The sequence below is a fragment of the Bradyrhizobium sp. CB2312 genome (assembly GCF_029714425.1).
Classification (GTDB): domain Bacteria; phylum Pseudomonadota; class Alphaproteobacteria; order Rhizobiales; family Xanthobacteraceae; genus Bradyrhizobium.
Window position 1 is genome coordinate 9,374,886 of record NZ_CP121668.1, and the last position, 19,629, is coordinate 9,394,514.

The 19,629-nt window shown below is 66.0% G+C and carries 15 protein-coding genes; 7 read left to right on the forward strand and 8 right to left on the reverse strand.

All coding sequences use genetic code 11. The features are described from left to right. Positions 1 to 64: 64 nt before the first annotated feature. From QA642_RS44675 to QA642_RS44685, 3 genes are all read right to left on the reverse strand, one after another. A complete protein-coding gene (locus tag QA642_RS44675; RefSeq protein WP_260386835.1) occupies positions 65 to 1,273 on the reverse strand; it encodes an acetyl-CoA C-acetyltransferase in 1,209 nt (402 codons plus the stop codon). A 69-nt stretch (positions 1,274 to 1,342) separates the two neighbouring features. Further along, positions 1,343 to 3,133 carry an acyl-CoA dehydrogenase C-terminal domain-containing protein gene (locus QA642_RS44680; protein WP_283082495.1) on the reverse strand — a complete coding sequence of 597 codons (1,791 nt, stop codon included), beginning with the start codon at positions 3,131 to 3,133 and terminating at the stop codon, positions 1,343 to 1,345. A 39-nt stretch (positions 3,134 to 3,172) separates the two neighbouring features. Then, the gene (locus QA642_RS44685; RefSeq protein WP_283082496.1) at positions 3,173 to 3,556 is read right to left on the reverse strand and encodes a nuclear transport factor 2 family protein; all 384 of its coding nucleotides are present in this window, start codon (positions 3,554 to 3,556) and stop codon (positions 3,173 to 3,175) included. 204 nt (positions 3,557 to 3,760) lie between these two features. On the opposite strand from QA642_RS44685, the gene QA642_RS44690 reads away from it, so the two are divergent. Further along, a complete protein-coding gene (locus QA642_RS44690) occupies positions 3,761 to 4,351 on the forward strand; it encodes a PadR family transcriptional regulator (RefSeq protein ID WP_283082497.1) in 591 nt (196 codons plus the stop codon). Positions 4,352 to 4,362: 11 nt separating this feature from the next. Here the strand turns inward: QA642_RS44690 and QA642_RS44695 are convergent, their stop codons facing one another. Next, the gene (locus tag QA642_RS44695) at positions 4,363 to 5,121 is read right to left on the reverse strand and encodes an outer membrane protein (RefSeq protein WP_283082498.1); all 759 of its coding nucleotides are present in this window, start codon (positions 5,119 to 5,121) and stop codon (positions 4,363 to 4,365) included. A 441-nt stretch (positions 5,122 to 5,562) separates the two neighbouring features. Between QA642_RS44695 and QA642_RS44700 the strand changes: the two genes are divergently transcribed. The 3 genes from QA642_RS44700 to QA642_RS44710 all read left to right on the forward strand — a co-directional run bounded on the left by QA642_RS44700 (position 5,563) and on the right by QA642_RS44710 (position 10,985). After that, positions 5,563 to 8,967, forward strand: coding sequence for a hypothetical protein (locus QA642_RS44700; protein ID WP_283082499.1), 3,405 nt, complete (start codon positions 5,563 to 5,565; stop codon positions 8,965 to 8,967). A 333-nt stretch (positions 8,968 to 9,300) separates the two neighbouring features. Next, positions 9,301 to 10,218, forward strand: a complete 918-nt coding sequence (locus QA642_RS44705) for a sulfite exporter TauE/SafE family protein (protein ID WP_283082500.1) — start codon at positions 9,301 to 9,303, stop codon at positions 10,216 to 10,218. Further along, the gene (locus QA642_RS44710) at positions 10,215 to 10,985 is read left to right on the forward strand and encodes a TIGR02186 family protein (protein ID WP_283082501.1); all 771 of its coding nucleotides are present in this window, start codon (positions 10,215 to 10,217) and stop codon (positions 10,983 to 10,985) included. Before QA642_RS44705 ends, QA642_RS44710 begins: the two co-directional genes overlap by 4 nt. A 157-nt stretch (positions 10,986 to 11,142) precedes the next feature. Here the strand turns inward: QA642_RS44710 and QA642_RS44715 are convergent, their stop codons facing one another. Then, complete coding sequence (locus QA642_RS44715; protein WP_283082502.1) at positions 11,143 to 11,916, reverse strand: MBL fold metallo-hydrolase; 774 nt, start codon at positions 11,914 to 11,916, stop codon at positions 11,143 to 11,145. Positions 11,917 to 11,929: 13 nt separating this feature from the next. Next, a complete protein-coding gene (locus tag QA642_RS44720) occupies positions 11,930 to 12,838 on the reverse strand; it encodes a DMT family transporter (RefSeq protein ID WP_283082503.1) in 909 nt (302 codons plus the stop codon). A gap of 96 nt (positions 12,839 to 12,934) precedes the next feature. On the opposite strand from QA642_RS44720, the gene QA642_RS44725 reads away from it, so the two are divergent. After that, on the forward strand, positions 12,935 to 13,798 hold the full coding sequence (locus QA642_RS44725; protein WP_283082504.1) for a LysR family transcriptional regulator: 864 nt from the start codon (positions 12,935 to 12,937) through the stop codon (positions 13,796 to 13,798). A gap of 16 nt (positions 13,799 to 13,814) precedes the next feature. Here the strand turns inward: QA642_RS44725 and QA642_RS44730 are convergent, their stop codons facing one another. Then, positions 13,815 to 14,048 (reverse strand): hypothetical protein, encoded by a 234-nt coding sequence (locus tag QA642_RS44730; protein ID WP_283082505.1) that lies wholly within the window; start codon positions 14,046 to 14,048, stop codon positions 13,815 to 13,817. 209 nt (positions 14,049 to 14,257) lie between these two features. On the opposite strand from QA642_RS44730, the gene QA642_RS44735 reads away from it, so the two are divergent. Both QA642_RS44735 and QA642_RS44740 read left to right on the forward strand, forming a co-directional pair. Then, on the forward strand, positions 14,258 to 16,783 hold the full coding sequence (locus QA642_RS44735) for a glycogen/starch/alpha-glucan phosphorylase (RefSeq protein ID WP_283082506.1): 2,526 nt from the start codon (positions 14,258 to 14,260) through the stop codon (positions 16,781 to 16,783). A 226-nt stretch (positions 16,784 to 17,009) separates the two neighbouring features. After that, positions 17,010 to 17,825, forward strand: coding sequence for a thioesterase family protein (locus QA642_RS44740; RefSeq protein WP_283082507.1), 816 nt, complete (start codon positions 17,010 to 17,012; stop codon positions 17,823 to 17,825). A 170-nt stretch (positions 17,826 to 17,995) separates the two neighbouring features. Here QA642_RS44740 and QA642_RS44745 read toward each other — a convergent pair whose 3' ends face one another. Further along, the gene (locus tag QA642_RS44745; protein ID WP_283082508.1) at positions 17,996 to 19,612 is read right to left on the reverse strand and encodes a phosphoenolpyruvate carboxykinase; all 1,617 of its coding nucleotides are present in this window, start codon (positions 19,610 to 19,612) and stop codon (positions 17,996 to 17,998) included. Between the last annotated feature and the right edge of the window lie 17 nt (positions 19,613 to 19,629).

Sequence of the window (19,629 nt, forward strand, 5' to 3'; positions counted from 1 at the left end):
CACCATCTTTCGCGGAGATATCAGCGGTGGGTATGCTTCGCTTTGCCCACCCTACGGCGGCTCGTTAAACACGCTCGATGATGGTCGCGGTGCCCATGCCGCCGCCGATGCACAGCGTCACGAGGGCGGTCGACTTGTTGGTGCGCTCAAGCTCGTCGAGCACGGTGCCGAGGATCATCGCACCGGTCGCGCCGAGCGGATGGCCGAGCGCGATCGCGCCGCCATTGACGTTGATCTTGGCATTGTCGATGTCGAAGGCCTGGATGTAGCGCAGCACCACCGAGGCGAAGGCCTCGTTGAGCTCGAACAGGTCGATGTCCGACTTCTTCATGCCGGAGCGCGCGAACAGTTTTTCGGTGACGTCGACCGGGCCGGTCAGCATCATCGCCGGCTCCGAGCCGATGTTGGCGAAGGCGCGGATCTTTGCACGCGGCTTCAGGCCGTACTTGGCACCCGCCTCCTTGCTGCCGAGCAGCACGGCGCCGGCGCCGTCGACGATGCCGGAGGAGTTGCCGGCGTGGTGCACATAATTGACGCGCTCGATCTCGGGATGCGACTGCACCGCGACGCCGTCGAAGCCGCCCATCTGCGCCATCATCGTGAACGACGGCTGCAGCTGTGCCAGCGACTGCATCGTCGTCGACGGACGCATGTGCTCGTCCTTGGCGAGGATGGTGAGGCCGTTGATGTCTTTCACCGGCACCACGGACTTGTTGAAGCGGCCCTCGTCCCAGGCCTTGCCGGCGCGCTGCTGGCTCTGCACCGCGTAGGCATCGACGTCGTCGCGGGAGAAGCCGTACTTGGTGGCGATCAGGTCGGCAGAGACGCCCTGCGGCATGAAATAGGCCGGCACCGCCATCGACGGATCCATCGGCCAGGCGCCGCCGGAGGCGCCGATGCCGACGCGGCTCATGGATTCGGCGCCGCCGCCGATCACCAGCTCATGCTGGCCGCTCATCACCTGGGCTGCGGCAAAATTCACAGCGTCGAGGCCGGAGGCACAGAAGCGGCTGATCTGCACGCCCGGCACGGCTTCGCCGAGCCCGGCCTTGAGCGCCGCAAAACGCGCGATGTCGGAGCCGGCTTCGCCGACCGGATCGACCACGCCGAGCACGACGTCGTCGACGGAATCTTCCGGCAGGTTGTTGCGGTCCTTCAGCGCCTTCAGCGGCACGGTGGCGAGCGCAAGCGCGGTGACTTCGTGCAGCGCGCCGTCCGGCTTGCCGCGGCCGCGGGGGGTGCGGACGTGATCGTAGATATAGGCATCTGCCATGGGAGCCTCCTGATTGCAGTTATTGGTTACGACCGCGGCGCGATCGGATCATTGGTGAAGCGAGAAGCCTCAGAACGCTTCCGCCGGCAGTTCCATGATGGTGGCGCAGCCGGCCTGGATGCGCGCAAGATTGGCCGCAGTCTCCGGCAGCATCCGCTCCATGAAGAAGCGGCCGGTGACGAGCTTGGTCGAGAGATAGGGCGTGGCGCCCTGCTCGACAATCTTGGCCTGGGTGACCTTGGCCATCTTCGCCCACATGTAGCCGAGGGCGACGAAGCCGAAGAGATGCAAATAGTCGGTCGCGGCCGCACCGGCATTGTCCGGCTTCATCATCGCATTCTGCATCAGCCAGGTGGTGGCCTGCTGGAGATGGCCGAGCGAGGCCGAGAGCGGAGTGATGAACGGCTTCATCGCCTCGTCGCCACCGTTCTCCTTGGCGAAGGCCATGACCTCGCCGAAGAACGCCATGATGGCACGGCCGCCGTCGCGCGGCAGCTTGCGGCCGACGAGGTCGAGCGCCTGGATGCCGTTGGCGCCTTCATAGATCATCGCGATACGCGCATCGCGCACGAACTGCTCCATGCCCTGCTCGGCGATGTAGCCGTGGCCGCCATACATCTGCTGCGCCTGCACCGCGTTGGCAAAGCCGTAGTCGGTGAGGAAGCCCTTCAGCACCGGCGTCATCAGGCCCATGTGATCGTCGGCGGCCTGGCGGTCCTTCGGGTCTTCGGAGCGGTGGGCGACATCGCTCTTCAGCGCGGTCCACATCACGAAGGCGCGCGCGGCCTCGTTGAAGGCGCGGATCGAGAGCAGCGTGCGGCGCACGTCGGGATGCACGATGATCGGATCGGCCGGCTTGTCCGCCGCCTTCACGCCGGTGAGCGCGCGGCCCTGGATGCGCTCGCGGGCATAGGCGACGGCGTTCTGATAGGCGACCTCGGACTGCGCAAGGCCCTGAACGGCGACGCCGAGGCGAGCCTCGTTCATCATCACGAACATGCCCTGCATGCCCTTGTTCTCTTCGCCGATCAGCCAGCCGGTGGCGTTGTCGTAGTTCATCACGCAGGTCGAGTTGCCGTGGATGCCCATCTTGTGCTCGATCGAGCCGCAGACGACGCCGTTGCGGGCACCGACTGAGCCATCCGGATTCACAAGGAACTTGGGCACCACGAACAGCGACACGCCCTTGATGCCGGCGGGCGCGCCTTCGATGCGGGCCAGCACGAGGTGGATGATGTTGTCGGCGAGGTCATGCTCGCCGGCCGAGATGAAGATCTTGGTGCCCGTGATCTTGAAACTGCCGTCGGCCTGGCGCACGGCCTTGGTGCGCAGCATGCCGAGATCGGTGCCGCAATGCGGCTCGGTCAGGTTCATGGTGCCGGTCCATTCGCCCGCCACCATCTTCGGCACGTAGGTCTGCTTCTGCTCGGGCGTTCCATGCACCAGGAGCGCTGCGGTCGCGCCCATGGTGAGGCCGCCATACATCGAGAACGCCATGTTGGCGGAGATCTGGAATTCGTTGACGGCTTGCGAGAGCGTCACCGGCAGGCCCTGGCCGCCGAACTCGGTCGGCGCGGAGAGACCAAGCCAGCCGCCTTCGGCGACCTGCTTGAAGGCGTCCTTGAAACCCTTCGGCGTGGTGACGCTGCCGTCCTCAGTGCGCTTGCAGCCTTCGAGGTCGCCGACGCGGTTGAGCGGCTGCAGCACCTCTTCGGCGAGCTTGGCGGCCTCGCCCAGGATCGCTTCACGCACGTCGCTCGACGCATCGGAGAAGCCGGCGAGATTGTCGTAGCGGTCGATCTGGAAGACGTCGTTGAGCAGGAAGTTCACGTCTTCGACGGGGGCTTTATAGATCGGCATTGCGTTCTCCCGGCATGGGGCTTGAAGTGGCGGAATTCTCTAGGATTGGGCGGCGAGTTGCTCCGCCATCAGGCGGTGCAGCATGTTGATCGCCTTGAGCGGACGCACCATCACCTTGAAATGGGTGATGCGTCCCTCGGCATCGAAGGTGATGATGTCGACACCGTTGATCTCGATGCCGTCGATGATGGTCTTGAATTCGAGCACGGCGCCGCTCTCGCTCTTCCACTCGCCGACATAGGTGAAGCCGGGACCGCCGAGCACCTTCTCGGCGCTTGCGAGATATTTGAAGGTGATGTCGCGGCCGCGCTGGGGCGAATGCACGACGGGGCTTTCGAACACGGCGTCAGGATGCAGCAGGTCCCAGAGCGCGGTGCGGTCATGGGACTTCATGAAGGCGTACCAGGAATCGAGGCCGGTCATGGTCAGGATGCCTCCCTAGATAAAAGCCTTGGCAAAAAACTCGAAAACAACCCCATGCACAGTAGCAAGGAGGTTGATTCCGCTGGGTTATCCGGTCGGGTCTTGAGCCCCGCCCTGGATTGCCTCATATGCACATTGACGCATATGCACCAATACGCATAAAGTCAAGTCAATTGGTCGGGACCGCAAGAAGGAGCTGGTGCCATGGCGCTGGGCGACGCAATCCTCGCATGCCTGACGGAACGTCCGATGACGGGCTACGAGCTCGCCAAGACGTTCGATTCCTCGATCGGCTTCTTCTGGAAGGCCGACCACCAGCAGATCTACCGCGAACTCTCCAAGCTGCGCGACCGCGGCTACATTCAGGGCCGCGAGGTCGTGCAGTCAGGCAAACCCAACAAGCTCATCTATACGCTCACTCCGGAGGGCCGAACAGCGCTGCGGCACTGGGCCGCGCGGCCGAGCACGCCGCCCTCGATCAAGGACGACCTCCTGGTGCGGCTGCATGCGCTCGACAGCATCGACATCGAGCCCATGCGCACCGATTTGATGGACCGGCTGGAGCACCACCGCGACCGTCATGCCAATTACGAGCGCATCCTCAAGAAGCGCTTTCCGGACGGCACGGCGGAGGGTGTGCTCGACCTCGGCAATCTGCTGCTGCTCCGCCTCGGCGCCCGCCACGAGCAGATGGTGGCCGATTTCTGCGAGGAGGCGCTGGAGGCGCTGTCGGCGATGAGCAGCAAGGGCACGGTGGTGCCGCTGGAGGACGGCAAGCGCGAGGGCAAGGGCTAGCGAGTGCGCGGCTAGAACTTGGTGACGACGGGCCTATCCCAGTTGAAGCGGACGTTCACGCCGGCGCGGACGATGTCGTCGGTCAACCGGACATCGCGGGTGCTGACGGTGAGTGCACCAGTCGGGACGGCCGGGTCGACATATCGCTTGCTGCCGAAATCGGCGTGAACGTATTCGAGCTTGAAGCTCACCGCGCCCCAGCTATCGGTCCACGCCGCCCATTCGCCGCCGAGACCAGCCGCGAGGCCGGTGCGGGTCTTGGAGTCCGTAACCTGCCCCGCCGGATTGGATACGGTGACCTCCGTGCCGGCGAAGGCAATGCCGGCTGTGCCATAGATCAGGAACTGATCGATCGCATAGCCGATGCGGCCGCGAAACATGTCGATCCAGCGCTCCCGCGTGCTGCTCAAGGCTGCGCGATTGAAGGGCGGCAGGTCCTGCGCGGAGCCGTGCGTGTTGGTCCATGAGGCGTCGTTCTCGAATCCGAGCACCGTCTTCTCGATCTGGAAATCGCAGCCGAAAGCCCCGCCCGCGACCCCGCCGGTGAGATTGAAGGTGCCTGTGAGCGTGGGACCGACGGCATCGCCGGCGCGCGCGACGTGCTCGCTCTTGCCCCAGGAGCCGCCCCCCTGAACGCCGACATAGCAGCCGGTCCAGTTGAACGGCGCAGGCGCGGGCGCCTTGACCGCGGGCTTTGCCGCTGGGGCATCGGCGGCAAAAGAGGGCGATACCAGTCCGGCCGCCATCGCGGCCACGAGCAACCATTTCATGTCGGCAACAATCCGCTCAGGCGGAGCGCAGAACGCGGCGCTCTCTATCCCTGAGACGGGCCGGTCATGCCGGCGGCGAAATTTTTTCGGGAATATGCGCCGCGCGCTCGACCGTCATCGCCCGCGAAAGCGGGCGATCCAGTACGCCGCGGCGTCTCGTTTACGGCCGCACTGCCTCGGAGTACTGGATGCCCCGCCTTCGCGGAGCATGACACCGGTTATGGAACGACTTGCGGCGGCCGCAGGACTCGGCCCCCTGCTCCCCCCGCCCAACTTTAAGACACCGGCGCCGCATTCCTTAACCCGTTATTTACCGTAACAGGAAAAAGTCGGTTTTCGAGGCAGACGACCCGCGCCAAATCCGATTGTCTTTGCAACCGGCACGCGAGGGAAGGCTGGAGGCGCCGGGGTGGGGCGCTGAAGTCGGAACCGGACAGAGTCATGAATTCGCGCGTATCGTGGAGTGTTGACGGCATCGATCCATCCGTCAGGGAGCGGGCCGAAGCTGCTGCGCGGCGCGCCGGCATGTCACTCAACGATTGGCTGAACTCCACGCTCGGCGAGACTGCCCCGCCGAGCTTTCGCGCGCCTTACGATCAGCGCCAGCAACAGCAACAGATCCCAAGCCAGGAGAGCCGCGAAGTCGCGGACATTCACCAGCGGCTCGATGCGATCACCCAGCAGATCGAACGGATCTCGAAACCGGCGCCGCGCCAAGACTCTTCTCGTGAAAGAGACGTCTCGCGCGAGCAGGGCGTCGCGCGGCAGCTCAACGACGCGATCTCGCGGCTCGATGCGCGGCTGTCGCAAATTTCCCGACCACAGCCTCAAGCGCAGGCGCCGCGGCCCGCGCCGTCACCGGTCGAGACGCGCCAGCGCCAGGCTGATGCAGTCGAGCGCGCGGCCGCCCAGGTCTATCGCAACTCACCCCCCCTGAGCCCCGCCTCGTTCGACGTCGCGGTCGCCGAGATCACCGCGCGCCAGAGCGAGCTCGACGGCTTTACGCCGAGGCAGATGCCGCCGCGCGCCGCGCCCTCGATTGCACCCGCAGCACATTACGCGCCGCCCGCGCCCGCCTATGCTCCGCCGCCGCCGCAGCAGCAGCCGGGGCCGGATTTCTCGGCGCTCGAACGCCATCTGCTGAAAATCACAAGCCAGATCGAATCGCTGCAACGCCCTGACAATACCGAGCAGGCCATCTCCGCCTTCCGCGGCGAGCTGGCCGAGATCCGTCAGGCCATCACCGAGGCGATGCCGCGCCGCGCGATCGAATCGATCGAGAACGAGATCCGCTCGCTGCACCGTCGCATCGACGAGACCCGCTCCAACGGCACCGACGGCCAGGTGCTGTCGGGCATCGAGCGCGCGCTGTCCGACATCAAGCAGGTGCTGCGCACGCTGACGCCGGCCGAGCAGCTCACCGGCTATGACGAGGCGATCCGCAATCTCGGCGCCAAGCTCGATCTGATCCTGCGCGCCAATGACGATCCCTCGACGGTGCGCCAGCTCGAGGAGGCGATCTCGGCGCTCCGCGCCATCGTCTCCAACGTCGCCTCCAACGAAGCGCTGGCGCGGCTCTCCGAAGACGTGCACTTGCTCTCGTCCAAGGTCGACCAGATCACCCGCTCGTCCGGCCACGGCGACAGCTTCGCGGTGCTCGAGCAGCGCATCGCCGCCCTCACCGCCGCGCTGGAAACGCGCGAGCGGCCACAGCCGTCCGAGAGCACCGAGCATCTGGAAGCCGCGATCCGCGCATTGTCGGACCGCTTCGACCGCATGCAGGTCGGCAATGATTCCGCCTCGACCTTCGCGCATCTCGAACAGCGGGTCTCGTATCTCCTCGAGCGGATCGAGGCCACCGCCGATCCGCGCAACAGCAATCTAAGCCGCGTCGAGGACGGACTGCACGACATCCTCAGGCACCTCGAGCGGCAGCAGGCGACCTATTCCGCACTCGCCGAGAGCCGCAATTCGGCACCGCCGGTGGATTCCGGCGTGGTCGATCTCGTCAAGCGCGAGCTCTCCGACATCCGCTTCAGCCAGGCCGAGACCAACCGCAGCACGCAGGACTCGCTCGAAGCCGTCCACAGCGCGCTCGGCCACGTCGTCGATCGCCTCTCGATGATCGAGGGCGATCTGCGCGCGGTGCGCTCGGCGCCCGCGCCGCAGCCGATGCCCATGGCGATGCCGATGGCCGCGCCCATGGAGCCCGCGCCGATGGCGCGCGAGCCGTGGCCGCAAGTGCAGCAGCAGCCGAAATACGATCCGAAGCCCGAGCTGCCGAATCCGGCCGCCGCGCAGCACCCGCCGCACTCCGCCTTCGTCGCCGCGCCGCGCGAATTCCACGCCGCTGCCCCCGCCGCGCCGCCGCCGGTGCCGGCTGCCCCACCCGTTCCGCCTCGCGCGATCAGCGAGATCCTGGAGCCGCACACGGCGCCCGCGCGCGCCGCGATTGCACCGGAATTGCCGCCGGATCATCCGCTCGAGCCGGGCACGCGGCCGGGCGGCCGTGCCGCCACGCCCTCGGAGCGCATCGCCGCCTCCGAGAGCGCGATCAGCGAAATTCCCGCCGCGCCGAAGGAGCCGGTGTCGTCGTCGAGCTTCATTGCAGCCGCACGCCGCGCAGCCCAGGCCGCAGCGGCGCAGCCGCCCGAGAAGCCCGGACGCGCCGCCAAGGCCGCAGCCCGCGCCAAGGACAAGGGCCAGGAAGGCGGCTCGACCATCACCTCGAAGATTCGCTCACTGCTGGTCGGCGCGAGCGTGGTCGTGATCGTGCTCGGCACCTTCAAGATGGCGATGAACCTGCTCGAAAGCGGCGGCTCGGCGCCGGCGCCGCAGGCGATGGAGACTTCGTCGCCCGTACCCGCGCCGCAGCCGGCACCGCCGCCGGTCGAGACCAAGCCTGCCGCGCCCGAGCAGATCACGCCTTCGATGACCTCGCCGACGCCGATCGGCCGGCAGTCGCAAAACAATGCCACGCCTGCGCCCATGAATAATTCCGGCGGCACGGCTTCGGTCGAAATCCCGCCTGCGCCCGCAGTGCCGCCTCCGCCGGCGGCGTCGAGCGATGTGACCGGCGCACTGTCCGGCACGAGCCGCACGAAGCTCGGAACGATCCAGGTGCCGCCGAGCGAGAGGCTGCCGGACGGTATCGGCGGTCCGGGCTTGCGCTCCGCCGCGATGAAGGGCGATGCGACCGCGGCCTACGAGATCGGCCTGCGCTTTGCGGAAGGCAAGGGTGTCGCCACGAATTACGACGAAGCCGCCAAATGGTACGACCGCGCGGCGCAGGCCGGCGTGGTGCCCGCGACCTTCCGCCTCGGCACGCTCTATGAGAAGGGCCTCGGCGTGAAGAAGGACGCCGACATCGCCCGCCGCTACTACACGCAGGCCGCCGAGCGCGGCAACGCCAAGGCGATGCACAATCTCGCGGTGCTCGATGCCGACGGCGGCGGACGCGGCGCCAATTACAAGAGCGCGGCGCAGTGGTTCCGGAAAGCGGCCGATCGCGGCGTCGCTGACAGCCAGTTCAACCTCGGCATCCTCTATGCCCGCGGCATCGGCGTGGAGCAGAACCTCGCCGAGTCCTACAAATGGTTCAGCCTCGCGGCCGCCCAGGGCGACGCGGATGCCGCCGGCAAGCGCGACGATGTGGCCAAGCGCCTCGACCCGCAATCGCTCGCCGCCGCCAAGCTCGCGATCCAGACTTTTAGCGCCGAGCCGCAGCCCGACGACGCCGTCAACGTTCCGGCCCCGAACGGCGGCTGGGACAGCGCGCCGCAGGCCAGCGCCAAGCCCGCGCCGAAGCAGGTTGCGACGAAGCGTTCGGCCTCTGCTGCGCATTGATCGGTTTGGTACGAACTCTCTCCTCTTGTCGTCGCCCGGCTTGACCGGGCGACCCAGTATTCCAGAGGCCGGCGTTAAGGCGTTGGCTCTCACAACAAGGGGGCGCGGCGTACTGGATGCCCCGGTCAAGCCGGGGCATGACAGCGGAGAAATTGGTGAAATCCCTGGCTCGCAGTGAAACGGTCATCGGATTCAGCTTAGCCCATTCACCACGCCCCAAATTCCCGGTCCCGCCCGCCGCCAAATTCCGCTATTGAGGGACGCGGCAATCGTCACGACCTTCCGGCGAGTAGTCCGCGAACTCGATCCGTCTCGCCGGAGCGTGGTCCTACGATGCAGCTCTATCTCCCGATCGCCGATCTGCCGGTCAACGTCTTCCTGGTGTTGGCGATGGGCGCCGCGGTCGGCTTCGTCTCGGGCATGTTCGGCATCGGCGGCGGCTTTCTCATGACGCCGCTTCTGATCTTCATCGGCATTACACCGGCGGTGGCCGTCGCTTCGGTCGCGAGCCACATCGCGGCCTCGTCCTTTTCCGGCGCGCTCTCCTACTGGAGGCGGCGCGCGATCGATCCGGCGCTGGCGAGCGTGCTGTTATGCGGCGGCGTCACCGGCACGGCGCTCGGCGTGTGGACATTTACGCAGCTCCGCGCGCTCGGCCAACTCGATCTGATGATTGCGCTCTCTTACGTCGTGCTGCTCACCACGGTCGGCAGCCTGATGTTCTCCGAAGGCCTGCGCGCCCTGATGCGGACGCGGAGCGGGGCGGTGCCGCCGCGACGCACGCATAACTGGATCCACGGCCTGCCGCTGAAGATGCGGTTCAAGCGCTCGAAGATCTACCTCTCGGTGATCCCCGTGGCGATCGTCGGGATCGTGATCGGCTTCATCGGCGCCATCATGGGCATCGGTGGCGGCTTCATCCTGGTGCCGATCATGATCTATCTTTTGAGGGTGCCGACCTCGACGGTGATCGGGACCTCGATGGTCCTCACCCTCGTCACCATGCTGTTCGCCACCATGCTGCATGCGGTGACCAATCATCTGGTCGACGCCGTGCTGGCGCTGATCCTGATGGTCGGCGGCGTCACCGGCGCGCAGTTCGGTGCCCGTGCCGGCCAGAAGATCCGGGGCGAGCAGCTGCGGCTGCTGCTGGGCCTCCTGATCCTTTCGGTAGGCGTGCGCTTTGCGATCGAGCTTGTGATCCGGCCCGAGGACCTCTTCACCATCCGCGAGCTCGGGGTGACCGGATGACGCGCGCGGTTCTCGCAATCCTTGTCGTCCTGCTGCTCGGCTCGGCCGCGCGCGCCGAGCGGCTGATCGTGTCGGTCTCCAACCACCGCGTCACCGTGACGCCGAACTATTCCGGCGAGGAGCTGGTGCTGTTCGGCTCGGTCGAGCGGGACGCCACGACGCCCGCCGATCGCACCGCCTATGATCTCGTCGTCACCGTGATGGGCCCACGCGCCGACATGGTGACGCGGCGCAAGGAGCGCAGGTTTGGCATCTGGATCAACACCGACTACCGGCAATTCCTGGAGGTGCCGAGCTATCTGGCGCTGTTCGCCAACCGTCCCTTCAACCTCATCACCTCGCCCGAGATCGCGCGCCGGCAGCAGATCGGGCTCGACAACGTGCTGCTGACACAGCGCGTCAGCGGCGACTATGCCGACGTGGTGCCGAACGATGCGTTCCGTTCGGCCTTCATCCGCCTGCGGACCGAGCGTGGGCTATACCGCGAGGATGCAAGCGCGGTGACGTTCCTGACGCCGACGCTGTTCCGCACCGGCATTCCGCTGCCGGCGGAAGTGCCGATCGGCACATATGAGGTCGAGATCAAGCTGTTCGCGAACGGCGCGCTGATCACCAAGACCGAGACCGCGTTCGAGATCGTCAAGGTCGGCTTCGAGCAGTTCGTCGCGACCAGCGCCCGGCAGCACGGGCTGATCTACGGCCTCGCCACCGCGGCGATGGCGCTGATGACGGGATGGATGGCGTCGATCGTGTTCAGGAAGGATTAGCCTCGGTCATTCCGGGGCGCGCCACTCTCTCCGCTCGTCATCGCCCGGCTTGACCGGGCGATCCAGTATTCCAGAGGCCCTTGTCGGATAGCTCGCTCTCGCAACGACCGCCGCGGCGTACTGGATGCCCCGCCTTCGCGTGGCATGACAGTGGGGCTCACGGCGCCTCGATCACCGTCGGCACGCCCGGCTCCAGCAATCGCAGCCGCGTCCCGAAGCCGAGCACGTCGAACGTCTTGCGCAGGTCCTCGCTGTTCTGGCGGAAATGCGCCCAGCCCTCGGTGTGCACGGGCACGATCACCGCGTTCGGAAAGGCGCGCGCGGTCTCGATGGTGTCGTTGGTGTCCATGGTGAGATGGAACGGCCCACGCGTCTGCGCGGCGCCGGCGAAGGGCAGCACCACGCCGCATTTGAAGCGGCGCGCGACCTCGGCGACGCCGTCGAACCAGGTGGTGTCGCCGCTGATATAGATGGAATGGGTGTCCTTCCGGCTCGACGACACCACAAAGCCGATGACGTCGCCCGACAGCGGCTCGATGCCGGCCGGGCCGTGACGCGCCGGGGTCGCGGTGATCGTCAGCGTGTTGCCGTCATCGTCCTTCAAATGCGCGGTCGCCCAGGGCGCGAGGCCCTCGACATGGCCGCCGAGGCGTTTTGCTCCGGCCTCGGTCGTCAGCGCGCGCGGCGCCTTGAGCAGATAGTCGCGGCCGGAATTGTCGAGATTGTCGGAGTGCTGGTCGTGGCCGAGCAGCACGGCATCGATCGGGCCGATCGCATCGGCCTTCAGCGCGGGACCGATCGTCTTCTCCAGCTTCACATGCGGCAGCTGGTAGGCGCCGGGCGCATCGAAGGTAGGGTCGGTGAGCAGGCGAAAACCGTCGATCTCGATCAGCGCGGTGGGGCCGCCGATCAGCGTGATGGAAATGGGCATGAGAAAGCTCCTCTTACGCGACGGCCTTTGCCGGCCGCGTCACCAGGTAAATGCCGAGCGCCACCGGAATGATCCCGAGGAGGTCGCGCATCTCGATGTGCTCGCCGAGCACGATGTAGGCGAACAGCATGCCGAGCGGCGGCATCAGGAAATGATAGGCGCTGGCGGCGGTGGCGCCACACACTTTCAGGAGATGAAACCAGAGCCAGTAGGCGAGGATCGAGCCGCCGAGCACGAGGAAGGCGAAGGCGCCGATCAGGCTCGGTGTGAAGTCAATGGCGTGGACGTCGGCGAAGGTGAGCGCGACCGGCGTCAGCACGACGCCGGCGGCAAGGTTCTGCACGCCGTTGCCGATCCACAACGACCCCTTCGGTGCCAGCAGCTTGAACAGGATGGTGCCGGCGACGATGGAGGCGAGCGAGGCCAGCGTGAAGACGATGCCGTGCAATGAATCGGTGCCGACCGACAGGCGATGCCAGACGATCGCCGTCACGCCGATGATGCCGAGCATGAGGCCGCTCGCCTTGCGCCAGGTCATGCCCTCGCCGAGCAGCAGCGCCGCGAGCGCCGCGGTGAACACCGGATTGGCCGAGACGATCAAACCGCCGAGGCCGGCGGAGACCGATTGCAGGCCGGTGTAGCCGAGCCCGAGATACAGCGCGTTGTTGGCGATGCCGAGCACGGCGAAGATCGCGGCGTCGCGCCATGACAGCGACCAGTCGCCGCGGACCATCGTGGCGCCGAGGATCAAAATGCCGGCGAGCGAGAAGCGCGCCGCGAGCAGGATCAGTGGCGGGCAATGGGTGACGCCAATCTTGCCGGCAACGAAGGCGTAGCTCCAGAGCAGGCAGAACAGGCCGATATAGAGCGGCAGCGCGTTGAAGCGGCTGTGGGGGACGGACATCGAAGGGGCAAGCGACATGATATTTCTCCTGAGCCTTCGACATAGGGAGACGGCTTGCCATTTGGAAATTAAATGATTAACTGCATGCCAGTGGATTTTCGAATGGAGGCGGGCATGCTCGATCTGGAGCTCCTGCGCAGCTTCGTCTCGGTGGTCGAGGCCGGCGGCTTCACCCGCGCCGGCGAGCGCGTTCACCGCACGCAATCGACCGTCAGCCAGCAGATCAAGCGGCTCGAGGAGGATGTCGGCCAGGTGCTGTTGCACCGCGACGGCAAGGACGTGCGCCCGACTGAGGCGGGCGAGCGGCTCTTGTCCTATGCGCGGCGGCTGCTCTCGCTTGCAGAAGAAGCGCGCGACGTGCTGCGCGAGCCCGGCGGCGAAGGCGCGATCCGGCTCGGCATCCCCGAGGATTTCGCGGCGTATCGTCTCGCAAAACTGCTCGGCGCGTTCTCGCGCTCGCATCCGGGGCTGCGCCTCGATGTGCGCGCGGACCAGAGCAAGAACCTGTCCCGCGATCTCGAACGCGGCGAGCTCGACCTCGCGCTGTTCAAGCGCGGAGCCGGCGAGAAGGGCGCGATCGCGGTGTGGCCGGAACGGGTGCACTGGGTCACCAGCAAGAGCCACCCGGTCGATGTGAATGTGTCCTCGGTGCCGTTGATCGGCTTTCCGCTCGGCTGCCTCTATCGCGCCGGTGCCATCCACGCGCTGGAAAGCGCCGGTCGCCCCTGGCACATGGCCTATTCCTCATCGAGCCTCGCCGGCATCCAGGCTGCGGTGGCCGCCGGCATGGGCCTCAGCATTTTGTCCGAGATGTCGATCCAGTCCGATCACCGCGTGCTCACCGCCAAGGACGGTTTCGCGCCGATCAACAGGACCGAGGTCGCGCTGATGGCCGCGCCGGATGCGAGCCCGGCAACTCTGCGGCTTGCGGATCGTCTCGCCGAGTTCTGCGATACGGTGCAGGCGAAGGCCGCCTGAGCGCGCGAGATCAACCTCAATTCGCCGCCGACATCAGCCTGTCGCCACACGCATTGGCGTAGAACTTGCCGCCGCATTGACGCTTGATGACGGCGCAGCGGGCTTTCGGCGACGCATTTTCCGGGACCGTGAAGCCGCAGCCGAGACCATCGGCGCTGCGGCCGGACTTGCCGGCGGCCAAGGCGGCGCTGGAGGCGGTGATGCAGACCACGAGCAGGGCCGCAGCGGCGATCTCGATCAGCAGTCGCATCGTGGGCGTCTCCCTCCACACTGATGGCTGAATCTGACTGCAATCTACCACGGAATCCGAGTTTCTCCGTGGCCGCCCGGGTTCCCAAACCGGCCCATTCCTTGCATAATTTTACGCCAGCGCAGTGCATCGGCGCGCCGGCGACGGTTCCGGCGCCGCGGCAAGACGCGTAGGGTGAGCAGCAGTTTTTCGACCAGGAAGTGACGGCCTTGCAAGATCAATCGTTCCAGCCCAGTTTCCCCGCGCCCGGGCAGCCCATCGACGAACTCGCGCTGGCCGAGATCAAGGGCGCGATCCTGGCGAAGCTGCGCCTTGCCATCGGCAAGGACGCCGGCATGGCGACGAAGCACGACTGGTACCAGGCCGCCGCGCTGGCGCTGCGCGACCGCATCGTGCACCGCTGGCTCACCGCCGAGAAACGCAGCTACGATGCCGGCCGCAAGCGCGTCTATTATCTCTCGCTCGAATTTTTGATCGGTCGCCTCTTCACCGACGCGCTCAACAACATGGGCCTTTTGAAGATCTTCGAGGTCGCGCTCGGCGATCTCGGCGTGTCGCTCCCCGACTTACGCAAATGCGAGCCGGACGCGGCGCTCGGCAATGGCGGCCTCGGGCGTCTTGCCGCCTGCTTCATGGAGAGCATGGCGACGCTGTCGATCCCCGCGATCGGCTACGGCATCCGCTACGATTTCGGCCTGTTCCGCCAGATCATCAATCAGGGCTGGCAGCAGGAATATCCCGACGAATGGCTGAGCTTCGGCAACCCCTGGGAATTGCAGCGGCCCGAAGTGATCTACGACGTCAATTTCGGCGGCGGCGTCGAGCATGTCGACGACAAGGGCCGCGACCGCGCGATCTGGCATCCGGCCGAGACCGTGCAGGCGATCGCCTATGACACGCCGATCGTCGGCTGGCGCGGCCAGCACGTCAACGCGCTGCGGCTGTGGTCGGCGCGCTCGCCCGATCCGCTCAAGCTCGACGCCTTCAACAAGGGCGACTACGTCAGCGCCAGCGCCGAACAGGCCCGCGCGGAGGCGATCTGCAAATTCCTCTATCCCAACGACGAGAGCCCGGCCGGCCGCGAGCTGCGGCTGCGCCAGGAATATTTCTTCGTCTCGGCTTCGCTGCAGGATCTGGTGAAGCGGCATCTTGCGTCCGACGGCCAGCTGCGCAGCCTGTCGTCCAAGGTCGCGGTGCAGCTCAACGATACCCATCCGAGCCTCGCCGTCACCGAGCTGATGCGCATCCTCGTCGACCTGCACAATTTCCGCTGGGACGAGGCCTGGAAGATCACGGTCGCCACCCTCTCCTACACCAACCACACGCTGCTGCCCGAGGCGCTGGAGACCTGGCCGGTCGAGCTGTTCGAGCGGCTGTTGCCGCGGCATCTCGAGATCATCTACCGCATCAACGTGCAGCACCTCGCGCTCGCCGAGGCGCGCGCGCCCGGCGACATCGACTTCCGCGCCTCAGTCTCGCTGATCGACGAGAAGAGCGGCCGCCGCGTGCGCATGGGCCAGCTCGCCTTCGTCGGCTCGCACCGCATCAACGGCGTCTCTGCGATGCATTCGGACCTGATGCGCGAGACCGTGTTCCACGATCTCAACCATCTCTATCCCGGCCGCATCACCAACAAGACCAACGGCATCACCTTCCGCCGCTGGCTGATGCTGGCGAACCCCAAGCTCACCGACCTGTTGCGCGAGACCTGCGGCGAGGCCGTGCTCGACGACCCGACCCCGCTCTCGCTGATCGAGGCGCGCGCCAGCGACGTCGAGTTCCAGAAGAAGTTCCGCAGCGTCAAGCTGCACAACAAGGCCGCGCTGGCGCGCCTGATCGGCGAGCGGCTCGGCATCAAGGTCGATCCGAACGCGCTGTTCGACGTGCAGATCAAGCGCATCCACGAGTACAAGCGCCAGCTGCTCAACGTCATCGAGACGGTCGCGCTGTACCAGGCGATCAAGGACGACCCCAACGGCAATTGGGTGCCGCGGGTGAAGATCTTCGCCGGCAAGGCGGCGGCGAGCTATCGCTACGCCAAGCTGATCATCAAGCTGATCAACGACGTCGCCGAGGTCGTCAACAACGATCCCGCGATCGGCGGCAAGCTCAAGGTCGTCTTCCTGCCCGACTACAATGTCAGCCTCGCCGAGGTCATCATTCCGGCGGCCGATTTGTCCGAGCAGATCTCGACCGCCGGAATGGAAGCCTCCGGCACCGGCAACATGAAGCTGGCGCTGAACGGCGCCATCACCATCGGCACGCTCGACGGCGCCAATATCGAGATCCGCGACCAGGTCGGCGCCGAGAACATCGCGATCTTCGGCATGGAGGCCGGCGACGTGATGATCCGCCGCAAGCAAGGGCTGGATGCCTCCGACGTGATCCGCAGATCGCCGAAGCTGCAGCGTGCCATCAACGCGATCGGCGCGGGCGAGTTCTCGCCCGGCGATCCCGGCCGCTTCGAATCGATCGCGCATGCGCTGCGCTATCTCGACCATTACATGGTCAGCGCCGATTTCGCTTCCTATTACGAGACGCAGCGCGCGGTCGATGCACGCTGGCAGGTGGCGCCGGCCTGGACGCGCGCCTCCATCCTCAACGTCGCGCGCATGGCGTGGTTCTCCTCGGACCGCACCATCCGCGAATACGCCGAGGAGATCTGGAACGTGCCGGTCAATCCGATCACGCCGCCGTTCCAGGACGCCGAGGACCAGCGCGGCGCGACGGGCTGATTTTTCCGCGGCGTGAAATCGGCGTCACCTGCGAGGTCATTGCATCTGGCTGAGAGGATGATGATATGATTGTCATCATCCCCAAGGCAGCGTCAGTGATACGCACACCGCAACCTCAACGTCGTCATTGCGAGCGCAGCGAAGCAATCCAGGGTCTTTCCGCGGAGGCAGTCTGGATTGCTTCGCTGCGCTCGCAATGACGATGGGGCCGGCATCGAGGACCAACATGCACGCCAAGCTCCCGCACGCCTTCGACGACGCCACCCGCATCACCGCGGGTGACTCGAGCTGGCAGGGGCACACCAGCGACGACTACTGGGCCTTTGTCGGCCCGTTCGGCGGCGCCACCGCCGCGACCATTTTGCGCGCGCTGATCGAGCATCCGCAAGCCGCCGGCGATCCGCTGGCGCTGACCGTCAATTACTGCGCGCCGATCGCCAAGGGCCCGTTCGATCTCGACATAAGGCTGGTGAAGGCCAATCGCTCCAGCCAGCACTGGAGCGTCGAACTGTCGCAGGGCGGCGGCGAGGTCGCGACGCTCGCCACCGCCGTGTTCGCCGAGCGCCGGCCGTCCTGGGAGCACAGGGTGGCCAAGGTCCCGGACGCAAAGCCGTTCGAGCAGACGCTGCCGTTCCCGAAGATCCAGGCGTCCTGGGCCAACCAGTATGAATTCCGCTTCGTCGAAGGCGAGATGCGCATCGGCCCGCCGCAAGCGGAATTCGCCAGCACCTACTCAAAGCTCTGGATCAGCGACCGCGAGCCGCGCAGGCTCGACATGCCCTCGCTAATGTCGATGTCGGACGCGTTCTTCGGCCGCATCTTCCACGCGCGGCGCGAGCTGGTCCCGTTCGGCACGGTGTCGCTGACGACCTATTTCCACACCGACAGCGACGAGCTCGCCGCAGAGGACATCACCCGCGTGCTGGCGACGGTGGATTCGAAGATCATGCACAAGAGCTACGCCGACCAGAACGCCGAGCTGTGGTCGCCGAACGGCAGGCTGCTCGCGACCACGACGCAGATCGCGTATTTCAAGGCGTAGCTGTTTCCACAAACTCGTCATTGCGAGGAGCGTAGCGACGAAGCAATCCAGACTGTCTCCGCGGAGAAATTCTGGATTGCTTCGCTGCGCTCGCAATGACGCGTGGAGAGATCCTGCTACAAACAAAAAGGGCGGCCTTGCGGCCGCCCTTTTGCATGAAGACGGAGCGATTACTCCGCTGCGAGCTTCACGTCCGGCGCGGCGGCGCGCACCTCGGCGTCGACCTGGGCTTCGAACTTGGCAAAGTTCTTCTGGAACATGCCGACCAGCGCGCGGGCGGTCTTGTCGAACTCGTCCTTGTCCTTCCAGGTGTTGACCGGGTTGAGGATCTCGGCGGGCACGCCCGGCAGCGCGGTCGGGACCGCGAAGCCGAAATATTTGTCGGTGCGGAATTCGACGTTGCGAAGCGAGCCATCGAGCGCGGCGGTGAGCAGCGCGCGGGTCACCTTGATCGGCATGCGCGAGCCGGTGCCGTACTTGCCGCCGGTCCATCCCGTATTGACCAGCCAGCAATCGACATTGTGCTGGGCGATGAGGTCACGCAGCATGTTGCCGTAAACGCTGGGGTCGAGCGGCAGGAAGGGCGAGCCGAAGCAGGTCGAGAATTCCGGCTGCGGCTCGTTGCCGAGGCCGCGCTCGGTGCCGGCGACCTTGGCGGTGTAGCCGGAGAGGAAGTGATACATCGCCTGCGCGGGCGAGAGCTTTGCGATCGGCGGCATCACGCCGAAGGCGTCGGCGGCGAGCATCACCACGTTCTTCGGCTGCGGCGCGCGGCCGGTGCGCGAGGCGTTCGGGATGAAGTCGAGCGGATAGGCCGAGCGCGTGTTCTCGGTCTTGGAGCCGTCGTCGAAGTCGACGACGCGGGTGTCCACGTCGAGCACGCAGTTCTCGAGCACCGCGCCGAAGCGGGTCGAGGCGGCGAAGATCTCGGGCTCGGCTTCCCGCGACAGCTTGATGCACTTGGCGTAGCAGCCGCCTTCGAAGTTGAAGACGCCGTTCGGGCCCCAGCCGTGCTCGTCGTCGCCGATCAGCGTGCGGTTCGGATCGGCCGACAGCGTGGTCTTGCCGGTGCCGGACAGCCCGAAGAAGATCGCGGTGTCGCCCTTGGCGCCGACATTGGCCGAGCAATGCATCGGCATCACGCCGCGCTCGGGCAGATAATAGTTCAGCGTGGTGAAGACCGACTTCTTCATCTCGCCGGCATAGTAGGAGCCGCCGATCAGCACGATCTTGCGGGCGAAGTCGATCGCGACGACGTTCTCCGAACGGCAGCCGTGACGCTTCGGATCGGCGCGGAAGCTCGGCATGTCGATGATGGTGAGCTCGGGCGTGAAGCTCGACAGCTCGACCGCCTCGGGGCGGATCAAGAGCGTGCGGATGAACAGCGAGTGCCAGGCGAGCTCGGTGAAGACGCGCGTCTTGATCCGGTAGGCCGGATCGGCGCCGCCGTAGAGGTCCTGCGCGAACAGCGTCTTGCCTTCGGCGTGCTTGAGGAAGTCCTGGTAGAGCGTCTCGAACTGCTCTGCGGTGATCGACTGGTTGCCGGCCCACCACATCTTCTTGTCGGTGGTGGCGTCACGCACCGTGAACTTGTCCTTCGGGCTGCGGCCGGTGAATTCACCGGTGTCGGCGCACAGAGCGCCGTCGGCGGAGAGCACCGCCTCGCCCGCGGAGAGCGAGTATTGGTAGAGTTGCGGCGCACCGAGATTCCAATGAACCTGCTTGAGATTCCTTAAGCCGAATTTGTCAGCGCCGAAGGCACCGTTGCGCACGCCCGTCTCTTGCACGAAAAAATCCTCCTAGA